17 protein-coding genes and 1 pseudogene are annotated in these 15,640 nt (G+C 66.1%); 7 read left to right on the forward strand and 11 right to left on the reverse strand.

Annotated elements, in window-relative coordinates:
* Nucleotides 1–81: 81 nt before the first annotated feature.
* The 5 genes and pseudogenes from AB0N81_RS41690 to AB0N81_RS41710 form a co-directional block, all read left to right on the forward strand.
* Nucleotides 82–525: pseudogene (locus AB0N81_RS41690) on the forward strand (hypothetical protein); the annotation flags it as partial.
* A gap of 917 nt (nt 526–1,442) precedes the next feature.
* Nucleotides 1,443–2,305, forward strand: a protein-coding gene (locus AB0N81_RS41695) for an IS5 family transposase (protein WP_365368140.1) whose coding sequence is annotated in 2 segments (ribosomal slippage) — nt 1,443–1,794 and nt 1,794–2,305 — 864 coding nt in all. Because the reading frame shifts where the segments join, the coding sequence is not laid out codon by codon here.
* 380 nt (nt 2,306–2,685) lie between these two features.
* On the forward strand, nt 2,686–3,114 hold the full coding sequence (locus AB0N81_RS41700) for a hypothetical protein (RefSeq protein ID WP_365368117.1): 429 nt from the start codon (nt 2,686–2,688) through the stop codon (nt 3,112–3,114).
* A gap of 389 nt (nt 3,115–3,503) precedes the next feature.
* Nucleotides 3,504–3,773, forward strand: coding sequence for a hypothetical protein (locus AB0N81_RS41705; RefSeq protein ID WP_125515910.1), 270 nt, complete (start codon nt 3,504–3,506; stop codon nt 3,771–3,773).
* A gap of 202 nt (nt 3,774–3,975) precedes the next feature.
* Nucleotides 3,976–4,707, forward strand: coding sequence for a hypothetical protein (locus tag AB0N81_RS41710; RefSeq protein WP_125515911.1), 732 nt, complete (start codon nt 3,976–3,978; stop codon nt 4,705–4,707).
* 34 nt (nt 4,708–4,741) lie between these two features.
* Here the strand turns inward: AB0N81_RS41710 and AB0N81_RS41715 are convergent, their stop codons facing one another.
* The 5 genes from AB0N81_RS41715 to AB0N81_RS41735 all read right to left on the reverse strand — a co-directional run bounded on the left by AB0N81_RS41715 (nt 4,742) and on the right by AB0N81_RS41735 (nt 7,178).
* A complete protein-coding gene (locus AB0N81_RS41715) occupies nt 4,742–4,918 on the reverse strand; it encodes a hypothetical protein (protein ID WP_164551855.1) in 177 nt (58 codons plus the stop codon).
* A gap of 77 nt (nt 4,919–4,995) precedes the next feature.
* A complete protein-coding gene (locus tag AB0N81_RS41720; RefSeq protein WP_125515912.1) occupies nt 4,996–5,580 on the reverse strand; it encodes a hypothetical protein in 585 nt (194 codons plus the stop codon).
* Nucleotides 5,581–5,812: 232 nt separating this feature from the next.
* On the reverse strand, nt 5,813–6,133 hold the full coding sequence (locus AB0N81_RS41725; RefSeq protein ID WP_125515914.1) for a hypothetical protein: 321 nt from the start codon (nt 6,131–6,133) through the stop codon (nt 5,813–5,815).
* A gap of 28 nt (nt 6,134–6,161) precedes the next feature.
* Nucleotides 6,162–6,533 (reverse strand): hypothetical protein, encoded by a 372-nt coding sequence (locus AB0N81_RS41730; protein WP_365368120.1) that lies wholly within the window; start codon nt 6,531–6,533, stop codon nt 6,162–6,164.
* A 216-nt stretch (nt 6,534–6,749) separates the two neighbouring features.
* Nucleotides 6,750–7,178 (reverse strand): UDP binding domain-containing protein, encoded by a 429-nt coding sequence (locus AB0N81_RS41735; RefSeq protein ID WP_365368122.1) that lies wholly within the window; start codon nt 7,176–7,178, stop codon nt 6,750–6,752.
* Between AB0N81_RS41735 and AB0N81_RS41740 the strand changes: the two genes are divergently transcribed.
* Nucleotides 7,177–7,392 carry a hypothetical protein gene (locus AB0N81_RS41740; RefSeq protein ID WP_365368124.1) on the forward strand — a complete coding sequence of 72 codons (216 nt, stop codon included), beginning with the start codon at nt 7,177–7,179 and terminating at the stop codon, nt 7,390–7,392. The genes AB0N81_RS41735 and AB0N81_RS41740 overlap by 2 nt on opposite strands.
* Nucleotides 7,393–7,399: 7 nt before the next feature.
* On the opposite strand, the gene AB0N81_RS41745 is transcribed toward AB0N81_RS41740, so the two are convergent.
* Nucleotides 7,400–8,890, reverse strand: a complete 1,491-nt coding sequence (locus AB0N81_RS41745) for a DUF6883 domain-containing protein (RefSeq protein WP_365368126.1) — start codon at nt 8,888–8,890, stop codon at nt 7,400–7,402.
* A gap of 273 nt (nt 8,891–9,163) precedes the next feature.
* Here AB0N81_RS41745 and AB0N81_RS41750 point away from each other — a divergent pair, with 273 nt between their 5' ends.
* On the forward strand, nt 9,164–9,745 hold the full coding sequence (locus AB0N81_RS41750) for a hypothetical protein (RefSeq protein ID WP_365368128.1): 582 nt from the start codon (nt 9,164–9,166) through the stop codon (nt 9,743–9,745).
* Between the two features lie 15 nt (nt 9,746–9,760).
* Here AB0N81_RS41750 and AB0N81_RS41755 read toward each other — a convergent pair whose 3' ends face one another.
* The 5 genes from AB0N81_RS41755 to AB0N81_RS41775 form a co-directional block, all read right to left on the reverse strand.
* On the reverse strand, nt 9,761–10,879 hold the full coding sequence (locus tag AB0N81_RS41755) for a site-specific integrase (RefSeq protein WP_365368130.1): 1,119 nt from the start codon (nt 10,877–10,879) through the stop codon (nt 9,761–9,763).
* A complete protein-coding gene (locus AB0N81_RS41760; RefSeq protein WP_365368132.1) occupies nt 10,807–12,000 on the reverse strand; it encodes a hypothetical protein in 1,194 nt (397 codons plus the stop codon). The genes AB0N81_RS41755 and AB0N81_RS41760 overlap by 73 nt, the downstream gene beginning before the upstream one ends.
* A 221-nt stretch (nt 12,001–12,221) precedes the next feature.
* Entirely contained in the window at nt 12,222–13,532 is a 1,311-nt protein-coding gene (locus AB0N81_RS41765) for a tyrosine-type recombinase/integrase (protein ID WP_365368134.1), read from the reverse strand.
* Complete coding sequence (locus AB0N81_RS41770; protein WP_365368136.1) at nt 13,499–13,885, reverse strand: hypothetical protein; 387 nt, start codon at nt 13,883–13,885, stop codon at nt 13,499–13,501. The genes AB0N81_RS41765 and AB0N81_RS41770 overlap by 34 nt, the downstream gene beginning before the upstream one ends.
* A gap of 407 nt (nt 13,886–14,292) precedes the next feature.
* A complete protein-coding gene (locus tag AB0N81_RS41775; protein ID WP_365368138.1) occupies nt 14,293–15,573 on the reverse strand; it encodes a hypothetical protein in 1,281 nt (426 codons plus the stop codon).
* Nucleotides 15,574–15,640 lie beyond the last annotated feature (67 nt).

The following is a 15,640-nucleotide window of genomic DNA, read 5'->3' on the forward strand; positions in this document are numbered from 1 at the left end:
CTGCTTGAGCCGTGTGCCGCGACGAGTGGCACGCACGGTTCTGAGGGGGGCCTCGTCCCGAGAGGGACGGGGCCTACCCGACAGATGCGCCGCCACGCCGACGACATCCCCCGAAACGAACGAACCCTTCTCACCGCCTACTGGGCCCTGTCCGGCTATGGCCTGCGCGCCTACCGGGCGTTGAGCTGGCTCGCCGCGGCCATGCTCCTCACCATCCTGCTCCTGATGGGCTTCGGACTCCCCAACAACGATCCGAAGCAGGTAGCCACCGGCACCGTGCCGTCCGGCGGCGGGAAAGTGACCTTCGAGATCAGCAAGGACGATCCGCACCATCCCACCGGACAACGGTTCACCGGCGAGCGCTTCGAGAAGGCCCTGAACGTCACCCTCAACTCGGTCGTCTTCCGCTCCGCCGATCAGGACCTGACCACCACCGGCACCTACATCGAAATGACCTCCCGGCTCACCGAACCCGTCCTTCTGGGCCTGGCCGTCTTCGCCGTCCGCAACCGCGTCAAACGCTGACTCCCGCCACCCGACACTGAAACGACCGGTGCACTCGAACCAACGCAGGCCAGCGCGCGGGAGATTGCGGTGCCCAGTTCAAAGGCCCGCTCGCTGAAATCTTCGCTGCTGCCCGACGCCCACTCACGGCTCGATCACCTCTCGCACGTCGTGACGCTCCGTCCCTTCGCGTGGTGCCCTGTCGCAACGAAGATTGAGCGTTCTCACCGAACATTGAGTGCCAGCCGGTCCTGGGCGAGCTGTTCAACGAGACCACGCCGGAAGTACCGACCCGGCCGGGCAGCACGCCGATGACCTGCCGGCCCAGTCCTCATTAAAGGACCCGACGTGTGGCGGCGTGGTCGGCCAAACACAGGGGTAAGACACACGCGTCGGCCACCGCTGAGGTGGTGATGGGGGCGAGGGGAGAGCACATGGACTGGTCGCCAGAGCTGTGGATCAGCCTGGCGAGCCTTTTGCTCGCCGGTGTCGGCGTCTACTACGGACGAGGCGCGCTTACTCCCGAAAGAGGCGGGGAGTCACAGCGGTCCTTCGTCGACGGGCGGAAGGACATGGGGGCCCGTTTCGGGGAACTCTCCGAGGCGGCCGCCGACATCCACGTGCGTGCACGCCCCGCACTCGAGCGGATTGGGACCTCCACACTGCTGTGGGAACCGGCGATGCGTCCGCCGCGACCAGTCCCGCTGCGGCAGGTGACACTCACCTGGCAGGAGAATCCGCCGCCGCCCGACCCGGCCCTGCTCCGAGCGACACGGCGGTACTTGCCGCAGGAGACTAGGACCCGGAGGTACCAGCGATACTCCTCGGCCATGGGCGACCTGGCTCGGCCCGCACTCTTCGAAGACCGCCCCTCCTTCCGGCTGCTCCGGGCCGACTGGTCGCATGCGGACGGGCCTAGGCCATTTCGTTTGGATCAGCTGGTCGTTGGTCCGGGTGTGCCGTTGACTGATGCGCAGTGGGCGCGGATCGAGCCGTTGCTCCCCGACCGGACGCCGAAGCGGGGTGGCCGCTGGCGAGAGCATCGTGAGGTGATCGACGCGATCGCCTTCAAGTTCCAGACTGGTACCCAGTGGGTGCACCTGCCGGAGAAGTACGGCAACTGGCGCGGCGTCTACAACCGGCTGCGGATGTGGGCCGTCGACGGTACGTGGGAGCGGGTGTTCACTGCCTTGGTGGCCCAGGCCGACGCGGACGAAGACGTCAACTGGGCCGTATCCGTCGACTCCACCGTCGTGCGCGCTCACCAGCACGCTGCCGGGGCCCGCAAAAAGGGGCCCCGGCCGGCGAGCCGGACGACCACGCCATCGGCCGGTCCCGCGGCGGACTGACCACGAAGATCCACCTCGCGGCCGACGGCCGGTGCCGACCACTGGCGTTCGTCCTCACCGCCGGTCAGGCCGGCGACGCACCCGCCTTCACGGACGTCATGTCCCGCCTGCGCGTTCCCCGCCCTTGTGGACGGCCCCGCACCAGGCCGGACCTGGTCCTGGCCGACAAGGCGTACTCCTCCCGCGCGATCCGCGACCACATGCGCAGACGTGGCATCCGCGCGGTGATTCCGGAACGCGCCGACCAGCAGGCCAACCGTCGGCAGCGCGGACAGGCGGGCGGCAGACCGCCAGCCTTCGACCGCGAGGCATACAAGCAGCGCAACACCGTCGAGCGGTGCATCAACCGCCTGAAGCAGTGGCGCGGCATCGCCACCCGCTACGAGAAGACCGCGACCATCTACCTCGCCGGACTTCACATAGCAGGCATCTTCCTCTGGACCGCCCGCTGATCCAAACGAAACCGCCTAGCCTGGATTTCGGGCCCGGCCAGTACTTCGACCTCATCGACCAGAACGAGGCCCTCGCCCATGAACTCGCCGAGGCCACACGGCGGAAGCCGGGACGCCTGCCGTTCTGGGGTCTGCCCATCCGCCGGCTCCTCACTGACGACCCCCTGCTTCTGGGGCGGCGCAAGGTACTACCGTCCGTCGGCACCCTGACTCTACGGCGCACCCCCGACGGCCAGGCGTCCTTCCTCCTGCTCTTGAGAGGCAAGGGCAAGGTCGCCACGGGGGAGGAGATATTCGGGCCGCTCCCCGGCGGTATGATCCAGCCCGCCTCTCTATCACCCCACGCACACCGGCGGGACCTCTCGCTGTGGCGCGTCATCATGCGCGAGTACAACGAGGAATTGCTCGGTGCTCCGGAGGCGACCGGAGACGGCGGCACCGAGGTCGACTACGGCCAACCTCCTTACAGCCTGCTCGACGCAGCACTGGACGATGGCTCTTTGCGGGTTTGGTGCTTCGGCATGGGTTTGGAACCGCTGCACCTCGCCGTGTGCGTGCTAACCGTGGCGGTGTTCGAAGCCCACACCTTCGACACCGTCTTCGCTGAGGCGGTGAAGGAGAACGATGAAGGCCATGTGATCAGTCAGAGGCCCGATGGCGCCGTGAGGGGGCTGCCGTTCACTGAGGCCGGCATCGCAGACCTCCAGGCGAAACGCCATCTCCTGTCGTCCCCTTTGGCGGGACTCCTTCAGCTGGCCCAGCAGCACCAGGAGATGCTTCTCGCGCCACCCGGCTGTGCGCCGACGTGAGCACTGTGTCCCGCAGCGCACCGGTCATGGACCTTCAGCCGTGACCCACCGCCCCTCGGATGTGAGGACCCGGCCGATGATCGCCAGTCCTTGTAGGTGACGTGGACGGAGTCGTAGTGCCCAGCAGGTGATGGTGTGTGGTTATTGAGTCCGAAAGCGTAGGGCCACCTCATTTCCCGGGTTCTACTTCGCCACCGCGGTCGCCTCGCTGGCCTTGGCCGTCTCCTCCTGATAGCGGCACCACTCAATATTCGATGAGAACACTCAGCCTTCGCTGCGACAGGACACGTGGTGTCCCGTCCCAGTGAACCTTGACCGTTTGCCATCGGATCTTGGTGAATGCGAGTTAGCGTCAGCGATGGTTGAGTACTGCAGGTCAAGGAGGCGAAATGTCCGAGCCCGTCCCCGATGATCTGCGCTGCCGTCGTTGCGGTGACCTGCCGGAGCCGCTCCTCTGTCTCGGCCACAAACCTGACGGAACGCCCTCCGCCGACGCGCCTCCAGCGGTGCTCGCGCTGGAGGCCGAGCTCGGCCTTGCCGAGGACGCGCGCCGTCGGGCCGCCGGCACCGTGCTCACCGACACCCAGGCCGCCGCGATGCTGCGTGCCATGGCCGGCGAGCCCGAACTGGACACCGGCAACGGCGAGCACGAGCGCTAACCAATCGCGCCGAATGCGGGGCATCGCCCGAAGCAATCGAGCAGACCCAGGCCGTCCTCGCTCTCGCTCGACGCCGCGTGAACGTCCTCTGGGCCCTGCTGCGCGACGGACGGTGCTACGAACTCACGCCGCCGGCCGTCCTCGCGGCTTGACAGACCGCATTGGGAATCGGCGGCACAGGACACGTGGCTAGGCTGCTGCAGTGATCGAGCCCTTGCCGCTCCCCGGCGACCCGACCGAGCTTCGCCTGCGCATCCACTACACCGACACTCTGAGTGACACCCTCGACGCGGACACCCTGGAGGAGTGGAGCGTGGAGATCCTCCACCGCAGCCGGGAGCATGCCAGCAGTCGTTGTCCGACGGCGCCCGGCGCGTGTGACGCAGCGGACTGCCCCGCGTACACCGTGAGCGACAGCGCGGCCGGTTCGATGACCTTCTTTCGTGTGCATCTCGACCGCGGGCGCAACGCGTACGCAGCCATGGAGGAGGCGTCGGAGGACCTCTGTGAGATCGCGCAGGCCCTCCTCGACCCCGCCACGGGGTACTACACGGACGAGGTCGGAGAGCTGCTGGAGTACAGCGGTTCCGCCCTGCTCGTCATGGACCGCGTCACCCTGCACGAGGAATGGAGAGGGCGCGGCTTGGGCGTGATCCTCGCTTCCGAAGCCATCTACCGGCTGATGCCCGGATGCCGGGCCGTGGCCTGCGCTCCCGGAATCTCCGACATGAGCGCGAACCGACTACGGAGCGAAGTCGAGTGGGGCCGCGTCACGGCCAAGATCGCCAGAGGGTGGGAGCAGCTCGGGTTCCTTCCCTGCCGGGGCAACGTCTTCGTCCTGTCGCCCACCTCGCTGGTCCTGGAGGAGCAGCGAGGTCAGCTCCGCCGGAGGCTCGTGGAACTCGGGGCCGCCTGGGCGGCGGCCCGCGCATAGGGTGGCCCGCCCGTCTGCCCATGCCGCCCGCCACTCACTCCCGGTTCTCTACCTCCCGCCGCTCGCGACGCTCACGACGCTTGCGCTCTTGCTCTCGTGCGCGCTGCCGCTGCATCAGCAGTTCCTTGCGGTCACTCGACCGCTGTGGCCAGACCGCGCGCAGGACGACCCCCACACCGGTCACGGCGATGAACAAGAATGCGATGCCCAAGACAGCCCACCACGGGGCAGAGTCCGGTAGAAAGAACACGACTTGCACCTTCCGACCTACAAGGGTCGGCGGGTCGCTTAAGCAGCTAGTACGGCGCTCCCCAGCGCGCTGCGCCCGCCCCGAAGACTGATCACGGGGAGGGCGGGGTTCGGGCCGCGAGGGGCGACCTGAGGTGATGTATCAAGAGGTCGCGGTGCCCAGTTCACACAGTCGGCCGGCCTCGGCGTCAACGATGCGAGTAGGGCCATCAAGCTGCGGCGCTGAAAGCTCACGTAATAGGCGAGCAGATCTGCTAGGGCAGCAAGATATTCAGTTATGAGACTTGGGTCATGAACGCCTTGCGCGGCGCGAAGGGCGTCCGCTGCCTTGGCGAGCCGGGTCTTCGCGCTTTCGACGTGTGTGTACGTGAGTCCGGGGCCAGCGTGAGTCTTGCTGCCCAGTAGCTGCTCTTCAAAGATCTTCCGGAAGTCGTCAGACTGCCAGCCCAGGGCCGCCGCCTCACGAACTCGCGGGTCACGGACTGCTAGCCGAAGCTCATCTTCGAGGATCAACAATTCAACGCCGGTGATGTCGAACCCGACATCCAGCCGGTTGGTGGCGATCACCATCTCAAGGTCAGACGCTCCTGGCGTTGGCCGCTCGGACTCGCTCATCTCAGTCAACTTCCTCCTCTCAGTGTCTCGTTCGTCAAGATCGGCAGAAGTCTATCTGGCGGGTCCGACATCACTGTGAGGAAGGCCGAAGCGACAGGGTTCGCTGCCAAACGCCTCGGTTGGATCTCAAAGGGCAGCAGTTCTGTCCTTCGTCATCGAATCCAGTCGTTTCGGCTTGCTTGACATTGGACCTAGTCGTAGGTGGCGGGCGTGCTGGGTAGCCGACCAACTGGCCCGGAAGTCAGGGGGCGGGGGGCAGCGTGTCGGGCAGGGATCCTCCGGATTTCCGGGACAGCTCGTCTACCAGCGGCAGGAGTTCCAGGAGGCGGCTGGTCGGACGCTCGACCCATCCGTTGAGGACGTTGTCGATCCGGGCCAGCAACTCGGGAGCATCCCGCTTCAGCGCTCGGCGGTGCACATCCACGTGAGCGCGAGCGTGGGTGAGGTCGTCCTGCGCGCCTGGTACGCCGGGCACCGCTTCCAGGGCATGCGAGGCGGCCAGCAGATTCAGTGCCACATATAGGTCCCAGGCCACAGCGCTGTCCAGCGGATCTTTTCCCATTTTTTGATTCTCCCCGCCGCCCCCGCCTTTAGGGGTGACGGGGATTGATGGCCTGTAGCCGCGCGGAGAAGTCTAGGTCGGGGGCTGCGGCGCGGTGCTGGCCGGTGGCCAGGTCGAGGTATCCCCAGCGTCCATGTTCCCGGGGGCCACAGACCATCAGGGTCAGGGTACGGCCGGGTTCGTGGATCTCGGTGACCTCGTGGTAGACGTCGCGCGGCACCGTGTTGATGCCGCCGGAGCTGTGCCCGACGCCGTGTTCGGCGCGTACTGCTCCGTCGCCGTCGGGGATGTATCGGTCTTCGCTGTACCCGCCGAGCAGTACGTGTGCGTCGAAATCCCTTCTCTGAACTAACGCGTACAGGCAGGTGGAGGCGCTCCCGCTCGTCGCAGAGCGGGTCATCGTCCCAGGTAGGCGCGCAGGAGGAGCTCGGATTCCAGAGAGAGCGTGACGACACGGATCTGGTCGCCGTCCTGGTACGTCATGCTTCCCGGCACAGAAGGCGACGGGTTCCCAGAATCTCGCGGCATGGACGTGCTGAACCCACGGGTCATGGGGCCCAACTATGGCTGCTGACCCGTGGGTTCGTGCTGGTTGCCGGGAGATGAATGATCGGACTCAGGGGCGTCCGAGTACCCGGTAAGTCCATCCCGCCTCACGCCCCGTGGCGACATTGAGGGTGCCCCGGCCGTCGATGACCTTGCAGCTCGCGACGCGGGTGGCGAGCCGGTGCGGGTCGATGTGCTGGTATTGCGGCCACTCAGCGAGGTGCAGGAGCAGGTCGGCGTCCTGGACGGCGGCGATCGGGTCGTCGGCGTAGTCGAGTTCGGGGTGCTGCTTGCGGGCGTTGTCGAGTGCCTGGGGGTCGGTGACGGTGACCGCGGCGCCGAGTCTGTGGAGCCTGTGGGCGACAGCGAGGGCGGGCGAGTCGCGGATGTCGTCGGTGTCGGGCTTGAACGCGGCATCCCAGACGGTGATTCGCTTGCCCACCTGGAACCAGCAGGCTGCCGCAATGGCCCCCGGAGTCTTCACTCGCTCCGTCGGCATGCGCCTCGCTATCCTCGGCACCGCACACCTGCAGGCCCGCGACCTCGACCTGGAGCTCGGCAACCGGTCCGTCGACATCCTCGCCCGGGTCCAGTCGTCTCGTGCCAAGGACTACGTGGCCGAGTTCAACATCGCCCTCGCCCCCTGGCGGCGCGAACTCGAGGTCCGCGAATTCATCCACCGTACTCGCAAGGAACTCGGCGTCGCGGCTTGAGAGGTGGTTAGTCCACCGCTTGCACGACTGAGCAAGGATGGCCCGCGGCCTGCAATACGGCGGCCATCGCATCGGCCCAAGCCGCCGCCGGCTCAAGGTCGAAGGTCGGTGCACAGATCTGTGCTCCGGGCGGACTCTCAGAGGCGTGGCCTGCGTGTAGAAGCCACTGGACGAATTCTGTACCGGATTCCGGGAACGTCACCCACGCGAACCCCGCCATCCCTTCAGGAATGACATCGACGCCTTCAGGGCCTCCCAGCGCCATCGGCGTAGGTCGGCATTCCTGTCGGGCACGCTCAGCGACCGTCAGTGCGATGTTGTAGAGGCCGGCCCAGTCGCCGGGGTTGATGGCTGCTAGGTCCGCAGCGCCTATGGGCTTGTCCCCGGGGGTGAGGGTCAGGAGCTGGGCGGGGGCGTCGTCCTCGATCTTCCACACGGCTGTGACTGCCATCGTCTTGCCGTTCAACCCCACAACGCGGGCGTCGATCTCAAAGCGAAGCTGCTGCTGCTTCCCCCACTTCTCAACATCCTGGAATGCCAAGGGCTCGGCGGCCTGCAGAGCGGAGATCAGCTGAATTGCGAGGAGCTTCCAATCTCGTTGCTCCATCCCCAGCGCACTCTTGAAGACCCTGGCTTTGTGCCCGCCGACTGAATGGTCAGGATTCAAAGCGTAGTCGTGGAGCTTGTCGCGCAGGTCGTCCACGAGCGGCTGCCGACGGCCCACCGTGAAGGCCAAGGGCCGTGTGGCCTGCAGGTACTCATAGACGATCTTTTTGGCGATCGACTCCTGGTATGTCATGCCGTCGTGACATGCCAGGTCCCCCAGCCGGACCTGGGGGTCACGCGGAGCAGGGACGGGGTTCCATGGGATCCGGCAGTGATGCTCAGGGATTGGATGGTCTTCCAAGCCGACGCCACTCACCGCCGTACCCGCGAAGAGCTCCTTCGAGGAGACGCCGCCCTCACCGGGCTGATCTACCCAGCCCTGTGAGTACCGCCACCCGGGAACCAGAGAGAACACCTTCCGGTGGAGCAGGTCGTTTGGGTCTACCTCCATCGCCCCGATGTACCAGCTATACGCCCGCAACCCTTCGTCCAACAGTGCGCACAGCTCGCCCGGTAGCCGCGAGAGCACCCCCATGTAGATGTTGGAGGTCCCGAGAATCCACGGCGCGTGTGCCCCCAGCCTGCTCCACCGACTTCCGTCACTGCGACACAGCGCGCAGGCAGAGGACCACAGGAGAAACGGATCGTTCGTCAGCTCCACGCCACCGTCGGATGAGGACCCCGCCCAGCGCAAGGCCGGCAGCATGAGCGAGCCCCAGGACGTCTGGAGCTGGCATCGTCGCAGCTCATCGACAGTGAGAACTGCGTCGAGGACCACTCGCTTGACCGTCGGACCGTATTCGTACTCGCGGGACAGAGTCAGATCGTCCGCGTTGACGAAGAGGGCAATGGGCGCCTGATCAAAGGGCGCCGCGCCGAATACCTCAGCCATGCCTGCCAGTATTCGCGCCCAGCCGAGCGCCCAACAGTGCCGTGACCCCCGATTCTCGATTCTGCCTCACGCCGCTGTCCGTCTCACAGAGTCGTCATGTGGGTCGGACGCGGGCGACCAGCAGGTTCATCCAAGAGCATGGCATCCATTTGGGGCACCTTGGCTGCGCCCAGACTTCGGGGCATGGCTTGAACTGAGGGTGTCATGCCGCGAGTTACAGATGTTGGGTGGAACTCGCCTCCAATTCCTGAAGGTCACGTCAGACTCGACATCATGAAGACCCTAATCGTGCCCGGCCTTGGCGTTACGGGCGAGATGTACGAGGCGGCCTCCGCCGGAGTGGCTGAGCAGATACCGGAACTCGCTCCGCTCACCTGGGAGCGGTTCATCGACCCCAGCGGCTGGACCCTTGTCCCCGACGACCGGGGCGCCGCCTACAAGTCAGAGCTCGTCTTGCTCAGGACGGCCGAGCGCACCGTCAAGATCAACCTATGGAGCCTGCCGGATCGGCGCGGCGAGGAGCGGGCCCATCCTCATAATCATCCGTGGGCCTTTCGAGCCCACGTGCTGCTCGGAGGATACGACGAAGACCGCTACGTGCCGGAGGGCGGCCGGGTTGTTCCCGAGCTGTCCGTCGGGCACGGAAGCGGCGGCCTGAACGACGTGGCCCTCGACGTGTACCACGAGGTGACAGCGATTCACGAGCCCGATCAGACACTGACGCTCATGGTGTGCGGGACCGGGAGGAAGGGCCAGTGGGGCTACCTGGATACCGACACCGGCGAACATGTCGTCACCGAACCTGATCCCACCTTCCTTGAGCGGCTTCGGGCGATCAACCCGCACAAGGGCTGAGTCGGACGGGGCGATTCACGACCGCCGCGGTGCGGTGGCGGTACGGCCGGCGATCTCACGGAACGACGGGATCCCCAAGGTGATGGTGGTCGCCCGACGGGCGCGTTCGTCGAGTTGGGTGAGCTTCTCCTCCGCGGCGGCCAGGCTCACCCGCAGCCCCTCCGCCTCACCGTGCCAGCCTTCATGTTCAGCCTCGGCGCTGCGTGCCGTGAGGTTGTCGCGGATCTCCTCCAGTCGGGGCCGCTGAGCTGGATCAACCCGCAGGAGTGGACAACGGATACAGCTGTGCTCGTGCTGGCAGTCGGTGCCGTACGCGCGTCCGCATTCGCCGAGGGCAACTTTGCGTCGCTCGAAGTGTCCGAGGAATTCGCTCCATTCGTCGTCTGTGGGAATCCGATATTCTGCACTTGGCCGCAGGCTGCGCCGTCGCGCGATGAAGGCTCGGTGCCCGTTGATTGCTTCCTGCGGGTAGACCGCTTTGTATCCCATTGTGGTGTTGATGTCCTTGTGTCCAAGGAGCAGTTGGGCAATGTGGGGCGGCATCCCGTTCTCGATCGCCTCGGTAGTGAAGATCCTTCGAAAGTCGTGGGGTTCGTAGGTCATGAGCTCGCCGGCCACATCGTTGATCCCGAGATCCAGCAGGATCTCGGTGAGGCCCTTGCGTATCGAGGCGCCAGAGATTGGGCGGCGCTCACCTCCTGAACGCCATTGGAACAGCAGCGGGAGGGGAGGGTTCCAGACCTTCTCGTGGTAGTCGTAGGAGGCTACGACTGGGATCGCTCCTGTGCCTTCGCGGACCCGACACACGATCGTGCTGAGTACGTCGGCCAGTTCGGGGCTTACGACCAGCAGCCGCTCCTCGTCCGTCTTCGAAGGTGCGATCTGCAGCAAGGGAATCAGATCACCGGTAACGGGGAGCCGGTACTGCGTGATGCTGTGGTGGCTGACTTCTAGCATCTCCTCGATCCGCACGCCGGTGTGCCGGAGGAATTCCACTGCGGCCCAGGCCCAGAAAGCCCGGTTCTCGGCCAGCTGTAGGTCGATGCGGCGCCCGTTGCAATCTATGGCCCGTTTGGAGCCGTCGCGGGCGGTCCGCCCAGTGACACCGCACCTGGTGAAGGTCTCGCCCAGCACGGTGAAGGTGTCGCCTGCCCTCGCCGCACGAATGGCCTCCAGGCGGAGCTGAGCTTCGTGGAGGTAGCGTTCGGCTGTCTTGACCAGCAGCGGCAGGACGGGAAGGCGTTCCCTGGTCCTCTGGTCCATGCGGGCCTTACGGCGGGACGCTTCCTTTGCCAGCCCGATACCTCGGCCGCGCGAATGGGGCAGGGAACGGCCCACGGTCCCCACCGCGCCGGATCCTCCAGCGCCCATTCTGCGATGTCGAGGTAGAAGCCCCGTACGCCGGTGAGTACGGCTGTGTAGCTCTTGCGCTGGCTGGTGATTTCGGCAACGGTCCCGTCTGGGAGCCGGCGCCGGGTGGTCTTCGTGCGCAGGCGTTCCTTCCAGGCCGATGCTGTCGCCCGGGTCAGACGCAGGGAGTCGGTGCCGGGGGTATGGGACTCGATGTCTTTCCAGAAGAGCAGACCGAGGGTACGGGCGAGGTCTTCCAAGGTCGTGTAGTCGACGGCGGGTTGACGCTCATACAGGTAGTCGATGAGGAGGTCTCGCACGGGCGTGTACCGGAGTCCATACCTGTCGATGAGCTGGGTCGGTGACTGCTGACCGACTCGACTTGTCAGCCGGTTCAGGGTGACCGGCGCATCGTCCGGGAAGATGTCCATGCCCTTGAGCAGGGAGTAGAACAGCGTCCTGCCGGCCCCGTGAGCCAGCACGCGCACTTCAGCCGCACGAAGTTCCAAGCAGTCCCCGACGGTTATGTCCCGGATGCCTCCGCCCTTCGCGATCAGCAGTTTCGCGATCTGGCTGAGCGTGGCGACCGGCAGCCGCGATGTGCGCTGGACTGGATCGAGGCTCGCTTCGAGTGCGGTGAATCCGCTCGGGTCGCGGTGGGCGGCCATCGCCGGTGCCCAGTACGGGGAGCGCGACTTCACCAGCCACTCGAGATCCGGGCGCAGCACGTCCGCGCAGAGCAGGGCCAGCAGCCCCGTCCGCATCTCCTTCCCCACATTGTCCGAGCGGTAATTCAGCCCGTCCATCGCGGCATCTACCCACTGCTGACCGAGCAGGGGAGCCGGACTCGAGCACCACCGCTGCTGCCAGGACTCGCCTGGGAACGTGCCGAGCCAGGTCAGCACCTTGCGTGCTCCATGTCGCCGGTGCATCTGCGTAGGCCGCAGGGGTGAGCGCAGCGGCGGACGCGCCAGTCGAGCGAGTACGTCCTCGCAGCTCTCCGCGGACACCGGCCAGATGTCGGGAACCGGGCGCGGCGGAAAGCGAAGGCGCAGCGCCTCAACGACCGCCCCCTCGGTCCACTTACCGACGTACGTCGGCCAAGCTGAAGTCTGCGTCGGTTGCGTCATAACGCGCCGCCGAACAGGATGTCTAGTGACTCCGGGTCGTACACAAGGACCTGCTGTCCTGCCTCCGGCACAAGGACCTGCTGTCCTGCCTCCGGAAGGAGAGGCCGATCCCGCCGCGCGAAGTACGCAAGAAGGCTGGCGATCATCTCCTCTTCACCAGGCGGGACATAGAGCTGAGTGGTCGTCAAGCGGCGATGTCCCAAGATCCACTGAACGTCGGTCAACGGCAGCTGCGGGTCGCGGGCCATCCGATAGGCGGCAGTGTGTCGCAGGTCGTACAGAGTCCAGTTCGCGCCCAGCAGGGCGGCGACCCGCCTGAACATGGCCCGCGCCGCGTCGTAGGTGAGCGGGCGCCACGGGCGGCGCAGCGTCCACCACAAGGGTGCGGCCCGGCCCCGCGGCACGCCCTGTCGCCATGCCTCTTGTTGGTAGAGCCGCAGCCAGACGAAGGCGTCCGGGGAGGCCGGGAGCTGCTGCACGTCACCGCTACCCTTGCGCGTCACCGAGATGAGCTGGTCGCCCGGAACAGCATCACGCTGGAGGGCGCTGAGGAGCTCGACCGTACGAGCGCCGGTAGAGATCCAGAAGGCGAGCAGAGCGCAGTCCCGGAGGTACCTCAACTTCGAGAACAACTCGTTGAATTGCTCATCAGGGATTCGGCGCGGCGCCCGCCGGACAACAGCTGGTCGATAACGCCCCCGACGTACCGGCTGGAACGTGTCCAACGGATTGTGATGTGCGTGCGCACGGCCTGCCCGCCGGCCCCGGTCCAGAGGAAAGGGGTTGATGACCGGGCCGCGGCCCTCCTCGAGCTGGAAGTCGTAGAACGACCGCAGCACCGTCTCGGCATGCGCTCTTGTCGCGGGGCTGTACTTCCTGCCCGGAGTCGCCTTTCCGGTCACCGGGTTCACGCTTCCCGGCGGCGGGCCGCGACGAACGGCTCGTGCAACCGGTGCCGATGAACCGCGGTCCCGGTAGCGCCAGTGTGTGCGTACCGGCTTGTCGGCGACTTGCATCCACCGTATGAAGTCCCGTGCATCAGCCCGTACCGCGCGATCCCACGGAACCCCGACGGCCACGAGAAAGCGCCACCACCGCAACAGATCGTTCCCATACGACCGCAGCGTGGCGAGCGAACGATGAGCTGCCAGCAGCTCGGCGAAGTACACGGCCACGGGTGCGATGACCAGGTCGTCGCCGTCGAGTAATCGGTAGGGCTCCCACTGAGCCCCTGTCTCCTCAAGCCGCCCGGCCTCGGGCACCACGAGGTGTTTCAGATCGCGCTCAACACGCCGGTCCTCGGCCATGAGTCGACGCTAACAAGGAACCTGTGAAATGCTCCCTGACCTGCAGAAACTCCCGACTTAGTTCGGTTAACGGGCCAGGGGTGCGAGTGCGGCGCTGGCTGCTGATCTCCACGCAGGTCCGGAGCGATCCAGAGATTAATCTTCACGGTGGCCTTGCGGGTGCCGAGCAGCGTCAACTCCGCCTTGTACCCGTTGCCGCAGCCGTCTGGCACCAGAGTCCAGCTGGGCGGCGCTGTGAACGTCTCCCAAGTCAGGGGCGCCAGGTGAGGGACGTGGGTGGCGGTGCCAGCTTCCGCCGCACCGTACAGAACGTCGTCGAGCGCCAGGCCCGGGCGAATCTGAATGGTCGCCATGTCACCAGGCTCTCCGACGCCCGCAACAAGACACAACGTCTTGGCGGCAGACCCACGGGGCCGGGGCCCCGTCGGGCACTCGACTGACCAGCCGGGCCAGCGGACGGCTGGGTTCGTTTGTAGGGTCTCGCCGCTCGTGTCAGATGGCGTTCCCGTGACCTGCAGATTCGCAGGTTGTCTCACGCGATGTCGGACGCAGGAATCTCAACTTCGTGTCGTCCCTCGCCATTCGCTCGCAAGTGCGCGAGTCGCGCAGAGTCATGGCTTGCCCTGCCATACGCAATGCGACAGGACACTTCTGCTCGATGTCGGCCACACCTTGAGTCGCGAATGACGCCAGCGGCCGTTTCCCTGGACCAGACCGTGGTCAGCGAACCGCGGCTGGCTGGGGCCGCCTTTGCGGAGGATTAACTCCCCAGTTCCCTCAGCCGCTGGTGGAAGGGGGCAATTTTGCCCGTCGCCAGCTCGCGGCTGAGCTGAGAGAAGAAGGTGAGGTGGGGAAGCCTGCGGCGCAGGAGCCTGCGCAGCCATGCGGGAGACCGCACGTGCACCTCGGTCTCACCCTCGATAACAGGGAACCCGGGGATTACAGGCACGCCGGCGGTGGTCACTCGGAGCGTGACCGGATGACCGCCTGCCACGTTGGCCCCAAGCAGTTCGGTACGCAGATCCGCAACGATTCCCTCGAGCTCGCCCATAGCTTTGCGCAGCCGCAGAAGGTCGCTCTGGTGCTGCAGGGCGAGCTCCTGCTCCCTGACCCACCTGCGGAAGGCGGCCACGGACTCGCGCCCTCGCAGCTCTGTTGCGGCGGCGAGCAGTTCGCTCCGGGATCCGACGGAATGCGCCAGCATGAACGCGATGGCAGGCATGTCGACCGTCACGCTCAAACGCACGGCAGAGGCGAGCTCGGCTCGGACCCTGCCCGTCTGCTTCACCACCTCACCGGCGAACTCCCTCGTGGATGGCCCGCCGCCAGGGCGCGGCAGCTTCAGCATGGCCTCGGCTCGGTAGGTGTGCGGCATGTAAGAGAGCGACAGCTTGTCGGCCAACTCTTCGTAATAGAAGGCCCTCAGCAGGAACATGCAGTAGCGGCGGAAGGCGTCCGAGGCGCCTTGCAGCGCCCGGTCGATGGCGTCCTCGAGGGCGTGGACGCGGCTGAAGGCCGCCTCTCCGGCGAGGGCCTGGCGCAGGATGGTGGCGTCGCTTCGGTACAGATGCTCAACTTCGGGCCGGATGTCGGTCAGCCCGTAGTAGCGGTTGAAGTGAGCCGAAAACAACTCACCACCTCCCAGCCTGCTCAGGAGGAGTCGGTGCTGCTCGGCAAGTTCGCCCGAGCTCAACGCCCGCTCCAGCCGGTCGAGCGTCGCTTTCACCAGCAGTGTGGTGAACGGCAGCAAATCCCCTTCAGGAGGAGAAGTGCTGCGTGCTGCGGTCAGCGAGGGGAAGGTCGAGAAGTACGGGGCGTGCAGCAGACTTATGGGATAACTCTCCGAGTCGCCCCAGCTGTCGATGACCAGCGCCTCGTGCAGGACGATCGCCTCCAGAAGGTCAGCGAGGGACTGTTCGTCCGCCAGGGTGGCGCTGCCCGGGGACTCAAGCATGGTGGTGGCGCCCGCCACCGTGGCGTTGTCCAGGAGCGCGGCGCCCCTGTCCTGTGCGATCCGCAGTGGCTGTCCCTCGTCCCACATGTGGCGTACCCCCCCCCGATCGACATGGGCGCCCCGTGGCCCCCTCGGCCGAGGGGGCCACGGGGCG

The sequence above is a fragment of the Streptomyces sp. NPDC093510 genome, from assembly GCF_040683555.1.
Classification (GTDB): Bacteria; Actinomycetota; Actinomycetes; order Streptomycetales; family Streptomycetaceae; genus Streptomyces.